This is a genomic window from Flavitalea sp. (assembly GCF_035489435.1).
Taxonomy (GTDB): domain Bacteria; phylum Bacteroidota; class Bacteroidia; order Chitinophagales; family Chitinophagaceae; genus DATHKG01.
Genome location: NZ_DATHKG010000006.1, coordinates 1 through 17,949 on the forward strand (window position 1 = coordinate 1; position 17,949 = coordinate 17,949).

Below are 17,949 nucleotides of genomic sequence, written 5' to 3' on the forward strand. Positions count from 1 at the left end.
AGCTGATCAGGGCAAAAAAAGCCGATCGGAGACAAGAACCACTCCCAGCATGAGCAAAGGTATTAACCACGGGACACAGCCGCAAAAAGGCACAATCCCGCTCCCAACGGTGCGAAGAAGCGACCAAAAACTGTTGCATAATAATGCTGGTAACCAAAGAAAGCAAACCAGCACTTCGTACCATAACCGCAGTTACTGAAGCTGATCAGGGCAAAAAAGCCGATCGGAGACAACAGCAAAGAACGGCATGAGCAAAGGTATTAACCACGGGACACAGCCGCAAAAAGGCACAATCCCGCTCCCAACGCAGCGAAGAAGCGACCAAAAACTGTTGCATAATAATGCTGTTTACCAGAAGCGAGTAGATATATTTGTCAGTACTCTGCAATCTTGAAAAATCAACATCATGGGAATTGTAATCAATGAGTTACCATCATCAAGGAATTGTCATCATCAATGAAGTACATAAACCATTTCGCCAAAGAAAAAGTAATGACCCGTCTTATCGCAGAACACGGAGCACTACATTTAAAACGCAGAACAAATATCTGCCTTTACCTCTGCAGTTCGATTATGAGCCAGCAACTATCCATCAAGGTAGCGGCGGTTATTAACCAGCGGTTTCTTGCATTGTATAAAAGCAAAGAACCAACACCGCTGGAAATCCAGGACACCCCTCTTACTACATTGCGCGAAATCGGCCTGTCAAATGCCAAATGTAATTATATACATAATGTTGCGAAGTTTGCAGCTGAGTATGGAATGGATAATGAAAAATTATCACCCATGTCGGATGAAGAAGTCATTGAATATCTTACCGAAATTAAAGGGGTCGGTAGATGGACGGTTGAAATGCTGCTAATGTTTGCACTTGGTCGCGAAGATGTATTTGCGGTTGATGACCTTGGTATCCAGAATGCCATGATCAGATTTTATAAGCTTGATAATTCAGATAAAAAGAAATTCAAAGAAGCTATGATCAAAAAGGCAAAAAAATGGAGTCCTTACCGCACCTATGCCTGCATGCACTTATGGAAGGCACTTGTGCCTCCGCCGAAAGTTTGATCTTTACCGGAAGTCCAGGTATTGGCAACTGGGACCTGCATCAGATATTCAATCCGCCACAGGCACTGAGCACCTGGCCGGTGATATAAGTACTCATGTCAGATGCAAGAAACAGGGTTGCATCGGCAATCTCTTCTGCTTTCCCAAAACGCCCGAGCGGAATTTTTTCAAGAAACTTTTTTGAGGCATCTCCGTCCTTCAGGTAATTGGTCATATCAGTTTCGATAAAACCGGGAGCAATAGCATTACAGCGTATGTTACGGCTTCCAAGTTCCAGGGCAATGGATTTAGTAAATCCGATAATACCCGCCTTACTTGCAGCATAACTGCTTTGACCGGCGTTTCCACGCATACCGATGATAGAACTCATATTGATGATGGAACCTTTTTTTGCTTTCATCATCGGTCTTATCACCTGCTTTGTTATGTTGTAAACACTTTTGAGATTTACATTCATCACTTCGTCCCATTGTTCCGGAGTCATCCTGAGCAGGAGATTGTCACGTGACACTCCGGCATTATTAACGCAGACATCGATGGTACCAAACTCCTTTGTTACATCTGCAATAAAAGATTCAGCTGCAGTAAATTCAGAAGCATTGCTTTTATATGCTTTCGCATTTACTCCAAGTGCCTTCATTTTTTGCTCAAGCGCCGTTGCTTTTTCAGCGCTGCTATCGCTTACATAACTGAAGGCAATATGTGCACCATGTTCTGCGAGTTTCAATGCAATGGCTTCGCCAATTCCCCTGGCTGCGCCTGTTACTACTACTACTTTGTTTTCTAATAATTTCATGATTTTGATTTTACCGGATCAGGTTATGTTGCCTGTTTCTTATAAAAAGATAATGGAATAAAAATTTGTCTTTGCAATCAATGGTTAAGGCTGAAAATTTCCTCGAGCCAGATTCGTTCGTTACTCAGCCGGGGCACTTTGTGCTGTCCGCCGAGTTTCCCTTTGCTCTTCAACCATTCATTAAACACGCCCTTCCTCAGGGGCCGCAACACAAGCATACCCAGCGCAATATCTTTATACCGTTTCGCTTCATAGTCACTGTTAACGCTTTTTAGCGCTGCATCCAGTTCTGCTCTGAACTCTTCAACATCTGCTGGTTCTTTTTCAAACTCGATCAACCATTCATGTGCGCCATTTGTGCCTTCGCTGAAATATACGGGTGCGGCAGTATAATCATTCACAATCGCACCGGTTTTCTTACAGGCTACCGCTATGGCATGATCAGTATTGTCAACTATCACTTCTTCACCGAAAGCGTTGATATAATGTTTAAGCCTGCCACTAACTTTTACCTTGAAGGGCCGCAAAGATGTAAACTGGATAGTATCGCCTAAAAGGTATCGCCATAGTCCGCCATTAGTACTAATGATCAGAGCATAGTTCCTGCCAATTTTGACATCGTTCAGACCAATTGTTTCCGGTTGTTCCTTTCCGTATTCTTCTATGGGCATAAACTCCATAAAAATACCATGATCCGTGAAAAGTAGCATACCATCTTCAGCAGGATTATCCTGTGCTGCGAAAAACCCTTCGCTGGCGTTATAGCTTTCGAGATAATTAATGTCTTTGCCGATCAGTTTTCGGAACTGGTCACGGTAGGGGGTAAACGAAACGCCGCCGTGCATATATAGTTCGAGGCTTGGCCAGACTTCTGCTATTGTTGCCTTACCGGTTATTTCGAGTATCCGGCGAAACAATACCAGCGTCCAGGTAGGAACACCCGAAATCGAAGTAACATTTTCGCGGATTGTATTTTGTGCAAGCAATTCGATTTTTCCTTCCCACTCATCCATCAGGGCGATGCTGAGTTCAGGCGTTTTTATCCATCCTGCCCAGATTGGTGAATTTTGTAAAAGGACGGCACTAAGATCTCCATAATGAACTTCTTCATTCACCTGGCTTATTGTATGACTGCCCCCGATTACCAGTCCTTTACCGGTAAGCAGGTCAGAATCCGGGTTGAAGTTGTAATACATAGTCAGCACATCCTTGGCGGCTTTGAAATGCCCGTCCTGCAGACTTTCTTCCGAGATTGGAATGAATTTGCTTTTATCACTGGTAGTACCGCTGCTTTTGGCGAACCAGTTGATAGGTGTATTCCAGAGAATATTTTCTTCTCCATCCATGATGCGCTGTATATAAGGCTTCATGTCTTCGTAAGCGTGAATGGGAACCGTTTGTTTGAATTTCCTTATGTTGAATAATTCGGAGAAATTATATTTTCTGCCAAATTCAGTGTATTGGGCAGAAGTAACCAGGTCCTGCAATACCTCCCGCTGGGCATCTACAGGATTGTTTTTCCAGGCTTCGATGCGCCAGAGCCGCATTCTCGCGAGCTGTGATATGGCCGGGGATAAAAGTTTCAAGCTGTTGTTTTATGATTCAGGAAATGACGCAATCTTTCTAATGGCCAGCCTACTCCTTATCCCTGGCTGATTCAAACGCCTGTCCACGTCCGGCCTCTTCGTGAAGATAGTCTTTACGTTTCAGTTCAAAATTACGGCCGAGATATAACCGCCTGACCTGTTCATCAGCAGCAAGTTCTTCTGCAGTGCCGTGTTTGAATATTTTTCCTTCAATCAATAAATAAGCTCTGTCACAGATCGATAATGTTTCATTCACATTGTGATCCGTTATAAGTATTCCGATATTTTTATATTTAAGACGGGCTACTACAGCCTGGATGTCTTCTACTGCAATAGGATCCACGCCGGCAAAGGGTTCATCTAACAGAATGAATTTTGGATCTACAACCAGCGCACGGGCAATCTCTGTTCGCCTGCGTTCACCACCGCTAAGCGAGTCCCCATTATTTTTACGGACATGATGCAAACGAAATTCGTCAAGCAGGGCTTCCAGTTTATTTTTCTGCTCGCCTCTTGTTAATTTAGTCATTTCAAGTATGGCCTTGAGATTGTCCTCAACACTGAGTTTACGGAATACAGAAGCTTCCTGGGGCAGGTATCCAATGCCCAGTTGCGCGCGTTTGTACATGGGGAGTTTAGTAATCTCCCTGTTATCCAGGAATACCTGGCCCTGGTCCGGTTTGATCAACCCAACAACCATATAGAAAGTGGTTGTTTTTCCAGCGCCGTTCGGACCGAGTAAGCCCACGATCTCACCCTGTTTAACACTAACTGAAACCTGGTTTACAACCGTCCGGCTGCCATACCGCTTTATAAGGTTCGTTGCACGAATTTCACTGATCAAAATTACTGCCTGTTTAGTGACAAAAATAAGCAAATGCGCTGAGCCTCAGCACGGTTTTTTATTGTTAAATATCTAAATGTCCGTTATTCAATATCCAATCTTTTGTGCATATGGGCATTAGCCATTATGTTTGCAGGCTAATCAATATTTATGAAAGTTGTTGATCATATCCGTGAGGCCAAAGGCACCCTTGTATCATTTGAGATTTTACCCCCTTTGAAAGGAAAAACCATCAACTCGATCTACGATCAACTCGATCCGTTAATGGCTTTCAAACCTTCATTCATCAACGTAACCTACCATCGCAGCGAACACGTTTTCAAAAAGAAAGCAGATGGCAGTTTTGATAAAGTAGAGGTTCGCAAACGCCCCGGAACTGTAGGTATCTGCGCAGCTATCATGAATCACTATAAGGTGGATGCTGTACCTCACCTGATCTGTGGCGGATTTACAAAAAGAGAAACAGAAGATGCTTTGATCGATCTGAATTTTATTGGCGTCGATAACGTGTTGGTTCTTCGGGGGGATGCAGCAAAAAATGAAACTGTTTTTGAACCGGAACCTGATGGCAACAGGAATGCTTTTGAATTACTTCGCCAGGTGAATAATCTCAACAACGGGATCTACCTGGAAGATGATATCCGGGATGGATTCAGAACCAGTTTCTCTATTGGTGTTGCAGGTTACCCTGAAAAACATTTTGAAGCACCAAATATGGACACTGACCTCGCTTATCTGAAAGAAAAAGTGGATGCCGGCGCGGAATATATCATTACCCAAATGTTTTTTGATAACAAAAAATATTTTGATTTTGTAAAACGCTGCCGCGAACTTGGGATTGAAGTTCCGATTATCCCGGGCCTGAAACCTTTGACCAGCAAAAAACAATTATCAGTATTGCCCCGAACCTTCCATGTTGATCTTCCAAATGACCTCATCACCGAGGTTATGAAATGTAAAAACGATGCAGATATTGAACTCGTTGGTGGCGAATGGCTCTTGCAACAATCAAGGGAACTGAAAAAAGAAGGCGTACCTGTGCTGCACTATTATATCCTCGGCAAGTCAAAACTTATCTGCAATGTTGTAAAGGAATTGATTTAAACTTTACAACGTTTTGAGCACTGCTTCATTTATTTTAACCGGGTATTTTTTCTCCAGTTCTTTTATCCAGTTTTCTTCAAGGAAGGCCTGGTAGTCATTGATCACAAAACCCCTGGCAGCAGCAAAAGTACGTTGTTCATTTGCCGGGTACATCCTGATGATATAACTATAGCTTACCGAGTTATCGTTTTCATTTTTTGTATTTGCAGTCAACAAACCGGGCTGGAAATTGGTACGATCGGGCACGGGGATCTGTGATAATTCAAAACGAGCTGAATCGGCCTGCATGTTACCATCACTTGTTTCTGACAATGTGTTCCAGGCTTTCCAGTTACTATCTATGCGGGAACGCATTTGCATGGCAAGTTCAGGATTGCTGAATGTAAAGATGATCGCATCGGCACTTGCCTCCCATTTATATTTCGCCTTGTATTTGTCAAAATATTTCCTGAGACCAATACTATCTGCTGCGGCTTTATCCCAGATCTTTCGCTGCATCACTTCAAAAAGCAGGTTGCCTTCTTTGAATTCACTTAGTTGAAAAGCAAAGTCCTTATTGTATTCCTCAAGATGTTCGCGGTAATAATCAAGTACTTTCAGATCACTAAACTCCTGGAACATTGCTTTACGACTTATGCTGTTCCTGGTATTCCGGACCTGTGCAAGATGATCCTGCCAGTCTTTGAGAGCAACCTTTTTGTCCCTGAAAGTAAACAGTACCGTGTTTGAATTCAGCCCGGTAATCTGGGGTAACGGCCGGCCCAGCATCAGCGTGTCTGTTACCCGCCAGAAAGCTGCTTCGTTATAAACTCCTTTCTTAAAACCTATCTGCTCCCTGATCTTTACAAGCTGAGCCTTTTTCGCAGCTTCCATTCGGTCGCTTTGAAAAACCAGCTGTTTCAGCGCGTCCTTATCCCTGCCCTCGGAAAGTGTATCCTGGGCTGGTTTATATTCAAGGCGCCTGATAATATGATAACCGAAAGATGACAATACCGGGTTTGATACGTCCCCATCTTTTGCCAATGCAAATGCGGCGTTTTCAAATACCGGTTCATATTTTCCGATACCAAATTCCATCATTTCTCCGCCTGACTGGTAACTCAGGTTATCATTACTGAACTGAGCAGCAAGGGTTTTAAAATCGCCCCCTGCCTGGATAACCTTGTATAATGAATCTGCTAGTTTTTTCTTTTGCTGTTTTTGTACTTCTGTAGCATCTGGTGTAAATGCCAATAAGATCTGGGCCGCACGAATTCTACCTGAAGCTTTGCGTTCGCCAAGGTTTTTGAAAATATGATACCCGCTTTTGCTTTTATATGGTTTTGAATATTGACCGGGAGCAGTGCTGTAAGCAAGGTTCTCGAGCTCATAACTAAGTGATAAGGCTGTAATAAATCCTATATCACCTTTGTTAGTTTGAACGGATGGGTCGGAAGATGCAGCGACGGCCACTGATTCAAAAGATTCTCCTTTGGCAAGCCTGTCATAGGCTGACATAATTTTTGTGTTCGCAGCTGCCAGCTCTTCTGTGTTAGCATCGGTTGATAAAGGAATAATAATATGTGCAAGATGAATCTCTTTCTGTCCTCTTTCAAAAGCTTCCATTACCAGCCGGTTGGTGGTTGCGTCATCATTCATATAGCTTTCCGCCACCTGTGATTTGAAACCCTGGAGCTCTGCTTTTTGACTTGACAAGGTATCAAGCCTCAGATCCTTTGCTGCCTTAACTTTTATCTTAAATTTTGTATAGAGATCAAGATAGTCGCGGTACGATTGGGGTGTACCCGGCTGACCAGCGTTATTTTTATTGTAGGCTTTGAGGAACTCTTCTTTACTTACCGCGGTAGCACCGTAGGTGAAAAGCGTTTGAGCGGTCAGTTCAGCAGTGATTGTAATTGCAAAGGTAAAAACAAGAGTCTTTTTTAGGATCGTCACGGGAGTAATGTGTTATTAGTTATGAGTGATGAGTTATGAGTGAGTTATGAGTTTTTCAGTTATGAGTTTTCGGTTATGAGTTTTCGGTTATGAGTTTTTGGATATGAGTTTTATTATATGCATTTCATTTAACTCTTGAATTCACAACTCACTCATAACTCATAACTCATAACTACTTTACGTTTTTTTGTTTAAGTGAAATTACTTCGTCTATTTGCTGATAGCTTAATTTTTTTGCAATGATTCTCTTATCTGCATCAAGCAGGTAGAGGACCGGTGTTTGATATACATCGTACAGTTGCCTGAATCCTGGTTTGCCCGCTGCAGATTCTGCATCCTGTTGCGCTTTGGTCTGATAAACATGTACCCAGTCGGTAAGCTTGTTTTCTTTGATATATTTTGTCCAGTTCTCCTTTCCTCCATCTACCATCACACCATAAATTTTTACACCCTGAATTTTCCATTTCGCCTGGTACATCGAGTCGAGATGCGGTACCACCTCCTTGCAATGCCCGCAGGTAGGATCCCAGAAAAAAACCACGGTATAGGGACTTTTCACAGTATAAAGGTTCATTGGCTTACCGAGTGAATCAACCATCTGCATGTCAGAAGCCGGCTGTCCGATCAGGTTAGCCATGAGGCTATATGCGCGTTTTGTAAGAAACTCTTTGTAGGTAGCAGTGAAAAATGCGGCCTGGCCCGTATTGATATATTTCTCAAACAGGTGTACAAATACAGCATCCTGGCCCATGTATTCAGGATTAACATATTTCTGAACAAAATGAACCATCAAAAATTGATACATCTCACTGGTACCCCTGGAGGCCAACAATAAATGATCAACTTCCCTTATTATTGAATCCGGGTTTGGAACAACGAGGTCACGGAAATATTTCTCGACTTTTGACTCAAAAAATGGGGTGCGTACCAGCCGGTCGTCCCTGAAAGAAATTCCATCCCAGAAATGATTTTTATAATAGGTATAGGCATAAGTTGAATCATATTTTCCTCCCGGGTGTTCCCTGGCCGCTGGCACTTGTGGATCTTTCAGAGCTTTAAACAAAGCGGTCATCAACGAAGCCGGCTGTTTTTTTATTGCACTATCGCGGTATTCATCCATCTTTTTTCCAAGTCGCCGGATCTCAGCTGTCGCAGTGATCGAATCGTTTGGGTTACCGGATTGTTTGTATCCCGCGGTTAGCCTGCTGCTTTCCCTTCCGGTCCGGCTGGCGAATAAAGTATATTGTTGAAAGCCTGAGTTGTCCGGTGATCGCAGGAATTTCACATTTGAAGGAAGCGCTGTTGTGTCAGCATCAATTCCAAAAGATTGTTGTTTGTCTATCAGTAGTTCAAATAGAATTTCTTTATTGGGAGAAACAATGAAATAAATGCCGCCTGGTAGTGCTTTTTCGCCCTGGAATACGCCTTTGCTGCTATTATCCAGCACTGCGGAGTCTGTCAACGCCTTCATCTTACCATAATAATAACCGAGGTAAATTTTTTGATTGCTGAAGGGACGCAGGGTTATGTCAATGTTATAGCCAGTTTGTGCAGACAGGTTTGCTATGCAGGCTGCGAGAAAAAACAACAGAACAAATTTTTTCATGTCGACAAAGATAAACATTGATGAGGGACAGGTAATTAAACGGCAAGCATCGATGGATATTGTAGTGAATTTAACCTCGGTACGCCAGAATTTAACCGCAAGGGGGGACCAGAATTAAAACACTTTTTTTACCCCCCCGGATAAAAATGAAGGGAACCTGGATATAAATAAAAGGTGGTTGTCCGATATCCCGGTTTTTACCAGGTTTCTGAACAACCACCCTATTTATAACTCTTAACTATTTATTTTACTTCATCAAACTCGAGCTTCACTGTAATTTCAACTTCTTTTGAAACAACCAGGCCACCTGCTTCTGTTGCACGATCCCATTTCAGATTGTAATCAAAACGGTTGATCGAGGTGGTCGCCTTGAAACCTGCTTTATTACCACGAGTTCCCTTCAGTATTCCACCATAGGTAACATCAAAGACAACTGGTTTGGTTACATCACGGATGGTGAGGTTACCATTCAACTTATACTTTTTATCACCTGCAGGCACAAATGAAGTGCTCACAAATTTGATTTCAGGGTATTTTTCAGCATTAAAGAAATCATCAGACTTAAGGTGTTTATCACGATTCTCGTTGTCTGTATTTATCGAATTCACATCGGCGGTGAAAGTGATTTTGGCGTCAGAAAAATCTTCCTTGGTATGTTCAACAGTACCATCCCATTTCCTGAATGTACCTTCTGCTTCAGACACTACCATATGAGTAACTGTAAAGCGGAGAGTAGAATGGTTTTTGTCAAGTTTCCAGGCGGTGTTTACTTTCTTTTCACTATTTGCACTTTTGGGTTTTGGATCAGTTGATTTTCTGTCAACTGAAGTAAATGCGCTTACGAAGATTCCTGTAGAAGCGACTACGAAAGAGATCAGCAAAAATTTTTTCATTGCAGTTTTGGTTTTAGCGTTGTAGTTTTAGCGTTGTAGTTTTAGCGTTGTAACATTAAGTAGTAAAGATATACGAATAACTGGTATGTCAAATATTGTAATATCAGGGTCTTGTAAAAGTTTTGCTAAAGTAAAGGTAAAGTCAAACTCAATCCGGCTACTTTTGCACCATGAAACTGAGTTATCTTTCCGAAACACTGATTGGCTCTGAAATTGTAAAACTGGGCGGCGAGATCCGTGATAAGATCCGCCAGGGCGAAAACATCTATAATTTTACCGTAGGAGATTTTGATCCCTCGATTTTCCCGATCCCAAAGCCACTCGAAGATGCCATTGTTGATGCCTATCGCAATCATTTTACCAATTACCCGGCTTCAGAAGGGAACCTGGATCTGCGCCAGCAACTATCAGCTTTTCTGAAAGAAAGGGAGAAACTGGATTATTCGATTGATGAAATTCTTGTTGCTGCAGGCGGCCGGCCATTGATTTATGCCATTTTCAGAGCTGTTGTCGATAAGAATGACAAGGTGATTTACGCTGTGCCATCCTGGAACAATAATCATTATACACATTTCCTGGAAGCGCAACATGTGGTGGTAGAAGCTACGGCGGCTAATAACTTTATGCCGACCGCGGAAGACCTGGCGCCCCACATTTCAGGTGCTTCTCTCATTTCATTGTGTAGTCCCCAGAATCCCACCGGTACCACATTTACAAAAAAGGACCTTGAAGATATCTGCGACCTGGTACTCGAAGAAAATGCAAAAAGGGATCCCGCCGCGAAGAAACTATATGTACTGTATGACCAGATGTACTGGCATTTGACTTATGGTGATATACAGCATTATAACCCGGTTTCTTTGAGACCGGAAATGAAGAAGTATACCATTTTTGTCGATGCAATCAGTAAGGTTTTTGCAGCAACAGGAGTCAGGGTTGGATGGTCGATGGGACCTGCGAACGTAATAGCCAAAATGAAGGCTATCAATTCACATCTTGGAGCCTGGGCGCCAATGGCAGAACAAAAAGCCGTTGCAAAATTTCTCCCCATGTCGGCCGAAATTGATGAATACCTGGCGGGGTTCAGGAACGCAATTGAGGAAAGACTGAGGGCAATTCATAACGGGATTCAACTAATTAAGGCTGATGGTTATGCTGTTGATTCGATTGCTCCCCAGGCAGCTATTTACCTGACGATCAAGCTTGATCTAAGCGGCAAAAAAACCGTCAATCAGAAGTTGTTGGCCAAACAATCAGATGTCACTGCTTATATCCTGGATGAAGCTAAAATTGCTGTGGTACCTTTTTATGCTTTTGGTGCTCCTGATAATTCACCCTGGTACCGGTTAAGCGTAGGCACTTGTAAACTGGAGGAAATTGGTTGTATGATTGAACAACTTAAATCTGCGGTTGCAAAATTAAAGTAGTGAGAAGAAAGTGGTGAGTGGTGAGTGGTGAGTGGTGAGTTAAGTTTTGAGTGATGTGAGTTATGAGTTGAGTCGTGAGTAGAGTTTGAGTTGAGTTATCATTAGAGTTGACTCTTGAGAGTTGAGTTATGATTAGAATTGACTCTTGAGTTGAGGTGTGATTAGAGTTGACTCGTGAATTGAGGTGTGGATTGATTAGCAAGTATTGCGGGGTCAACGACTTGCATTCATATGTTACAACCTCGATAGGTGTTGACTTCGCATCGCCCCGGGGTGCAACCCCGGGTTTGGGGAAAATTTCCAACCCACACAGGTTTGGACACGGTTTTCATGTCTCAGTATGTTACCAGGAGCTGAGAAATTACGACTAAATGAGAGGAATCAGTTCTTGTTACAGAATCATTTCTTGTTACAAAATCATTTCTTGTTACAAAATCAGTTCTTGTTACAAAATCAGTTCTTGTTACAGATAAACTCAAAAGGTTTCAGATCCTTTTGCTTAATGATGCGCTGTATGACAGTTGAATCATGAATAATCTTGAACTTATTCATGTCAAAAATCTCGTGGGCAACACAAAATTTATCCATGGTTTCGAAACTGAGAAGCAGTTGATTTAGCTTTTCCAGTTCAAACTCCATGTCATCATTGTTTAAGAATTCGTCCTTCACTAGGACAAGCAAATCTCGGTTTGGTGTTTTCATTTCTTATTAGGATTTTCAGTAACCAACAAAGCCTTTATTTAACCCACAACCACATTTCTTGGAAGTTCCGCCAGTGCCACGACTTGCACTACAACTTGCTCCGAGAATGCTTATGAAAAGGAAAATTATAATCAGATTTAGTTTACCTTTTTTCATAGATGATGGTTGTTCTAAATTAAACTAATTTAATTATAAATTATTATACCAGTTTGGTTAAAAATCAAGAATATCCGGCAATTACAAAAAAACACCTAGCGATAATTGCGCCATTGGATTGGGGGCTTGGACATACTACCCGGTGCATTCCTCTCATCAGGGAATTACAACAAAATAATTTCGATGTTGTAATTGCCTGTAACTCAAACCAGAAATTGGTTTTACAACCCGAATTTCCGGGAGTTGCTTTTGTACATCTGTCAGGATATGGCCTTTCTTATAGCTCCTCCAGGTGGAAAACGATTTTAAAGTTGATTTTCCAGTTACCAAATATTTTGATCTCAATCAAGCGCGAAAATCTTCAATTCAAACGCATTTTGCGTCAGTTCGCCCCAAATATCATCATTTCAGATAACAGATATGGCGTTTATTCCTCATCTATTAGATCTGTTTTCATCACCCATCAGCTGAAAATCCTCACCGGAGCCGGCGGTTTAGCGGATCGGATTTCAGCATATTCAACTCATAAAATGATCAGGAGATTTACAGAGTGTTGGATACCTGATTTTGAGGGCAGTTATTTTGAGGGCAGTTACAACCTGGCAGGAATTCTTTCGCATCCTGTCAATAAACCGGTATTCCCGGTGCGCTATATCGGACCACTATCGCGTTTCGAACGTTGTAATACGGACGTCGAACACGATTATGTTCTCATCATTCTATCCGGTCCCGAGCCTCAACGCAGCATCCTGGAATCTATGTTACTCAAGCAGCTTTCGGCCATTCCTGGCAAAGCAATATTTGTCAGGGGAGTGCCCGATGAAAAAAACATACCTGTTTCGGGCTCAAATATCAGTATCATAAATTTCGCTGACAGCCGGGTTCTGAACCAACTCATCTGCGAAGCGCGGGTTGTTATTTGCCGCTGCGGTTATACTTCGGTTATGGACCTTTTCAAACTCAGGAAGAAGGCAGTATTAATACCGACACCCGGCCAGGCCGAACAGGAATACCTGGGCCGTTATCTCAGTGATAGGAAATTCGCTGTAGTCGCAACACAGGATAAATTAAATATCAGTGAGTCACTCGAATTGATAAATACAATCACCCTGCCTGTTCCCCGGTCCATGGAACTTTATAAAGAAGTCATAAATCAATTGCAAGAAGAGATGGAAACAGTTTAAGTATGGATTTTGGATAATCAGTTCCAGGAAGATCATGTTTTTGGTAGATTCATGTTCCTGGAAGAATCATGTTCCAGTAGAATCAGTTCGGGGTAGGCTCATGTTCTGGGTACGTTCATGTTCTGGGTACATTCATGTTCTGGGTACATTCGTGTTCTGGGTACATTCATGTTCTGGGAAGACTAATGTTCCCGGTAAACTCAAATTTTCGGGTAGACTCACATTTTCGGATAATCAAAAAAGAGATACTCCTTTTTCGCTGCCCTGAATTCAGACCAATCATTTATGTCGCAACTCAAAGCAAAAACTGCGCAGGTTGGCATATCATCAATTGAAACTGAAGTGAGTTTGTTTATAAAGGCCGTTATCCCGGGATTATGCGAAAACAAGATAAGAGTAGATGCGGATACAGAAGCCTTACTTACAACATCATAAAACGCTTCCGGTGAAGCTTCATATAATTCCTTTGCTTCGACGATGTTTTCTTTTGGAAGCCCAAGTGTTTTAGCAAATAATTCAGCCGTCTTCCTGGCTCTTTTCGCCGGGGAAGTAATCACCTCATCAGGAACAATGTTGCGGTCCAAAATCCTTTGGGCCATTATTGGAGCATCCTTTTTTCCCCGATCGTTTAGTGGACGCTCAAAATCAGGAACTGAAAAATCTTCCCAACTGCTTTTGGCATGCCTTACAATCAGTAATTGTTTCATCCTTTTATTTTTTTCTTCTCCGTTTTTATCCGGCGATCTTCCTAACCATGAACGCCACTCCATTTAAATAACTGAAGTTAAATATCTGAAGTTAAATACTTGTTTTTAAATACCTGTAGTTAATACCTGTAGTTAATACCTGTAGTTAATACCTGAAAATACATAGCCCGTACCGTCTACAATGTAGATAGTGTGAGATCGATCTCCAAACATCACACTTTGTATCCGGACATTATATAAAATAAATAAGGGGAAGTAAATTCCCCCTAAATTTAATAAGTTTCAATCAAAGGATTCAGAAATTAGACAGGCCTGTCTTATAAAATTGGTTTCTCATAGGAAGCTAAACGGTCGGCTATCCTAAGGAAACAAAATACCTGCCAAACTACCTATCGTTAGGTTTTCTTGATACTAATCAAGCTTTGAAATTCATCACCATAAATGAGAATATATCAGGCATGGTCAAACGCAATTTAGAATCATTTCTTATAAGCCACTCGCGTTGATGTAGTTGATGAGAGAAGCTGTGTTCTTTACTTTCAACTTCTTAAGAATATTGTGCCTGTGAACCTCTACTGTTTTTATAGAAATACCGAGTTTGTCAGCAATCTCCTTGGAGGACAATCCATCCCTGATCTGGTTTATTACTTCCATTTCACGTTCAGAAAGTTGATTGAGACCTGCGGTTGTATCTTCATCACCCAGCATCTGGTCAGACAAAATATTTTTTACTTCCTGGCAGATGTAAATATTGCCCTTATTCACTTCTGAAATCGCATCCAGCATTTCCTGGCGTGGTGAATTTTTAGTGACATAACCCCTGGCACCAAGACGAAGCATTTTCTTTGCATATGCCGGTTGTGAGTGCATTGATACACCAATCACTTTAGAGCCTGGTGAAAGTTTGCGTATCATCTTAAGAACATCGAACCCATTGAGCGGGCTCATGTTTATATCCAGCAAAACAATGTTGGGCCTTTTGTCTCTCGCAATTTCAATAGCAGTTTGTCCATCTCCAACTTCTGATATTACATCAAAATTTTCATTTCGACCTAAAAGGAAGGACCATGTTTCGCGGATTAAAGTGTGATCATCGACAATAAGAACGGATATTTTAGCCATAGCATCGTGTTTCAAAAAAATAGTTGTGAATGTCAGTCCCACATCAAATATACCGGTCAAACGAATTAAAGTTTCAACCTAAATGATAACCCTTAGAAGGGAACGTGGAAAGCCTGCGAAACTAAATTTAGTGAAATAGATCTGTATTAAAACGCTTTATTTCAACGAGTAAGGTTAAATTGGAATTAATATCCACGGATATTTTTGCCTTCCATAAAATTCATGAACGCTTTATTCACCACCTTGTTACCACCCGGAGTTGGATAGTTACCTGTGAAATACCAGTCGCCTGTATTTGTAGGACAAGCAGCATGTAAAGATTCGATTGTCTGGTAGATTACCTGTACAGGAATATCAAGCTCTTTGGGTGTGATAAGCTCAGCTATTTTATTGGAGATGTCTTCGGGTGTGAAAGGTTTATAAACCTGCCTTACAATATTTTCAGTATGTAATTGTCCCATCCTGCCCAACTCTTTGCATTTGTCATAAAGCTCATGCAGGCAGTCTTCTTTACCTTGATCTTTCCAGAGTTCGATGGCAGCCTTGAATGCGATAAAATCACCGAGCTTGCTCATATCAATACCATAACAATCAGGATACCTGATTTGAGGAGCCGATGATACTACGATAATCTTTTTCGGTTCAAGTCGAGAAAGCATACGAATGATGCTTTGTTTCAGCGTTGTTCCCCGGACGATTGAATCATCGATAACAACAATAGTATCTTCATTTTTATTTACAGTGCCGTAGGTTATATCGTATACGTGTTGCACCATTTCGTTACGGCTCACATCTTCAGTAATAAAAGTGCGCATCTTTACATCCTTGATGGCAATTTTCTCAATGCGGATCTTCCGGTTGATCATCTCTTCCAGTTTTTCGGGATCGATATTATTCCCCCAGGAAAGTATCTTTTGAATTTTCACTTTCTTCAGGTAATCATCCATGCCTTTCCACAATCCATAAAATGCTATTTCGGCAGTATTCGGGATAAATGAAAAGATGGTATTTTTTACATCCTGGTTAATGGCTGAAAGAACCTGTTCGGTGAGCAGGTTTCCAAGCTCAGATCTTTCACGGTAAATCTTTTCGTCGCTACCCCTGGAAAAATAGATTCTTTCAAAACTGCAGGCCCGGCGTTCCTTAGGCTCGATCACCTGGTCCATAGAAACGGAGCCGTCAGACTTTACAATAATCGCCATGCCCGGCATCAATTCTTTCACTTCATTTTCGCCTACATTAAACACAGTCCTGATGGCCGCACGTTCAGATGCTGCAACAACAACATCATCAGAAATATAATAATAAGCCGGTCGTATACCGTGACCATCGCGAAAAACGAAAGAATCACCATTGCCAAGCAGACCACCGACAGTAAAACCGCCGTCAAACAAGGGTACTGATTTTTGCAGTACCTGGAGCACATCAAGGTTGCCCGGTGTTTCTTCATCAGTGGTTACCAGGAAGTGATGAATTACTTCCATCATAGCCGCCAGGTCACTTTGTTTTTGAAACTCCCCCGGGTCTACATTGATGAGACCGAAAAGTTCATCAGTATTAACCAGGTTAAAATTTCCTGCAAGTGCAAGGTTGCGGGCGGGAATGGTATGTCTTTTTATAAAAGGATGGCAGAATTCTACTTTGTTTTTGCCCTGGGTTCCATAACGGAGATGTCCCAGTAGCAGTTCACCCAGGAAGGCGATATGACCTTTCATCAGGCCAGCATGTTTCGTGATATCAGGCTGGTATTTTTCAAGCTCCAGCACTTCATGATTTATCTGGGTAAAGATGTCAACTATCGGCTGATTTGCACTACTTCTTATGCGTTGAAGAAAAGGGTAACCTGGTTCTACATTTAACTTTACGGCAGCAACTCCGGCGCCATCCTGGCCGCGGTTATGCTGTTTTTCCATGAGTAGATAGAGCTTGTTCAATCCCCACATCACTGTCCCGTATTGTTGCTGATAGTAGGAGAATGGCTTACGTAAACGAATGAATGCCAATCCGCATTCATGTTTTAATTCATCACTCATTTGAGAACCTTATTGTAGAAATCTTTAAAGAAAGCGCAAAGTTAATCGAATATTTTTATTGATCGCTTTTTCGGGGGAATTGCGGCGACAATTAACAAATCTTCTCCCTTGCCGTCGCTTTTCGCGATTAACTGCGCAATTGCCTGGTTTTAATATTGCTTCTTATTTTAACATTGCTCCCTTTGCGCGTTCATGGCGTTCACTCGGTTCTTCCCTTCGCCGGATGGGCCTTTCGGTTGGTTTGATTTGCCACTGTGATTCCTGGTTAATACCATTGTTCATGCCGGGTCTCTGCTGTTGTCTCCGATCGGCTTTTGTTCCCTGATCGGCTTTTTTAGGTATTCATGTAGCGCTGGTTGCTGTTGGGCCCTGATCGGCTTCGGTAACTCCGAGCAGGAATCGAAGGTGGCAATCAAACCAACCTCAGGCCCATCCTGCACGTTCTAATCTCGTTCACTTAAGGGATATGCGACTTGTACAACAAAATTCAACATTCACTTATTGCAATAGCCTGCTTTGACATTATCGGCATTGCAGAAATTGAAATGACATTGCTGTGTTACCATTCTCTGTATTACAATTACCAGCTATCCGTTTATCGGAAAAACGCTTGCCAAAATCCATTCGCAACATCTTAAACAATCTTAGCTACCGAAATTTCGGTTGTGCATCATTGCATTTGCATTCTTTTCATCTAATTCGCAAGCAATAAATAACGATGGGTATTGCATCGATTGCTTGCTACAGCCTCGCAATGATTCAGCGCAGTAATGATTCAACGTTTGCGGG

At 41.9% G+C, this 17,949-nt stretch carries 15 protein-coding genes; 5 read left to right on the top strand and 10 right to left on the bottom strand.

From position 1 onward, the window contains the following. Together VK664_RS00415 and VK664_RS00420 are read left to right on the top strand one after the other, a co-directional pair. Nucleotides 1-199 (top strand): hypothetical protein (locus tag VK664_RS00415; protein WP_461396611.1); only part of this gene is annotated, 199 nt, incomplete at its 5' end. 257 nt (nt 200-456) lie between these two features. Further along, nucleotides 457-1,065: a DNA-3-methyladenine glycosylase family protein gene (locus VK664_RS00420; protein WP_461396612.1), complete on the top strand. Its 609-nt coding sequence runs from the start codon at nt 457-459 to the stop codon at nt 1,063-1,065. A 40-nt stretch (nt 1,066-1,105) separates the two neighbouring features. Here the strand turns inward: VK664_RS00420 and fabG are convergent, their stop codons facing one another. The 3 genes from fabG to lptB all read right to left on the bottom strand — a co-directional run bounded on the left by fabG (nt 1,106) and on the right by lptB (nt 4,291). Further along, complete coding sequence (fabG, locus tag VK664_RS00425; protein ID WP_461396613.1) at nt 1,106-1,861, bottom strand: 3-oxoacyl-[acyl-carrier-protein] reductase; 756 nt, start codon at nt 1,859-1,861, stop codon at nt 1,106-1,108. Nucleotides 1,862-1,938: 77 nt separating this feature from the next. After that, nucleotides 1,939-3,447: a GH3 auxin-responsive promoter family protein gene (locus VK664_RS00430; RefSeq protein ID WP_461396614.1), complete on the bottom strand. Its 1,509-nt coding sequence runs from the start codon at nt 3,445-3,447 to the stop codon at nt 1,939-1,941. A gap of 49 nt (nt 3,448-3,496) precedes the next feature. Further along, nucleotides 3,497-4,291 carry an LPS export ABC transporter ATP-binding protein gene (lptB, locus tag VK664_RS00435; RefSeq protein ID WP_461396615.1) on the bottom strand — a complete coding sequence of 265 codons (795 nt, stop codon included), beginning with the start codon at nt 4,289-4,291 and terminating at the stop codon, nt 3,497-3,499. Between the two features lie 150 nt (nt 4,292-4,441). Between lptB and metF the strand changes: the two genes are divergently transcribed. Continuing rightward, nucleotides 4,442-5,395 (top strand): methylenetetrahydrofolate reductase [NAD(P)H], encoded by a 954-nt coding sequence (gene metF / locus VK664_RS00440; RefSeq protein WP_461396616.1) that lies wholly within the window; start codon nt 4,442-4,444, stop codon nt 5,393-5,395. Nucleotides 5,396-5,398: 3 nt separating this feature from the next. Here the strand turns inward: metF and VK664_RS00445 are convergent, their stop codons facing one another. The 3 genes from VK664_RS00445 to VK664_RS00455 form a co-directional block, all read right to left on the bottom strand. Continuing rightward, nucleotides 5,399-7,330, bottom strand: coding sequence for a peptidylprolyl isomerase (locus VK664_RS00445; protein WP_461396617.1), 1,932 nt, complete (start codon nt 7,328-7,330; stop codon nt 5,399-5,401). Nucleotides 7,331-7,502: 172 nt separating this feature from the next. Next, nucleotides 7,503-8,936, bottom strand: coding sequence for a thioredoxin-like domain-containing protein (locus VK664_RS00450; protein ID WP_461396618.1), 1,434 nt, complete (start codon nt 8,934-8,936; stop codon nt 7,503-7,505). A gap of 242 nt (nt 8,937-9,178) precedes the next feature. Further along, nucleotides 9,179-9,829: a YceI family protein gene (locus VK664_RS00455; RefSeq protein WP_461396619.1), complete on the bottom strand. Its 651-nt coding sequence runs from the start codon at nt 9,827-9,829 to the stop codon at nt 9,179-9,181. Nucleotides 9,830-9,999: 170 nt separating this feature from the next. Here VK664_RS00455 and VK664_RS00460 point away from each other — a divergent pair, with 170 nt between their 5' ends. Continuing rightward, nucleotides 10,000-11,256, top strand: coding sequence for a pyridoxal phosphate-dependent aminotransferase (locus VK664_RS00460; RefSeq protein WP_461396620.1), 1,257 nt, complete (start codon nt 10,000-10,002; stop codon nt 11,254-11,256). Between the two features lie 453 nt (nt 11,257-11,709). Here the strand turns inward: VK664_RS00460 and VK664_RS00465 are convergent, their stop codons facing one another. Then, nucleotides 11,710-11,958: a hypothetical protein gene (locus VK664_RS00465; protein WP_461396621.1), complete on the bottom strand. Its 249-nt coding sequence runs from the start codon at nt 11,956-11,958 to the stop codon at nt 11,710-11,712. A gap of 209 nt (nt 11,959-12,167) precedes the next feature. Here VK664_RS00465 and VK664_RS00470 point away from each other — a divergent pair, with 209 nt between their 5' ends. Beyond that, nucleotides 12,168-13,298 (top strand): glycosyltransferase, encoded by a 1,131-nt coding sequence (locus VK664_RS00470; protein WP_461396622.1) that lies wholly within the window; start codon nt 12,168-12,170, stop codon nt 13,296-13,298. Between the two features lie 218 nt (nt 13,299-13,516). On the opposite strand, the gene VK664_RS00475 is transcribed toward VK664_RS00470, so the two are convergent. The 3 genes from VK664_RS00475 to VK664_RS00485 form a co-directional block, all read right to left on the bottom strand. Then, entirely contained in the window at nt 13,517-14,005 is a 489-nt protein-coding gene (locus VK664_RS00475) for a SixA phosphatase family protein (RefSeq protein WP_461396623.1), read from the bottom strand. 486 nt (nt 14,006-14,491) lie between these two features. Next, complete coding sequence (locus VK664_RS00480; protein WP_461396624.1) at nt 14,492-15,127, bottom strand: response regulator; 636 nt, start codon at nt 15,125-15,127, stop codon at nt 14,492-14,494. Nucleotides 15,128-15,312: 185 nt separating this feature from the next. Further along, the gene (locus VK664_RS00485; protein ID WP_461396625.1) at nt 15,313-17,160 is read right to left on the bottom strand and encodes an amidophosphoribosyltransferase; all 1,848 of its coding nucleotides are present in this window, start codon (nt 17,158-17,160) and stop codon (nt 15,313-15,315) included. Nucleotides 17,161-17,949 lie beyond the last annotated feature (789 nt).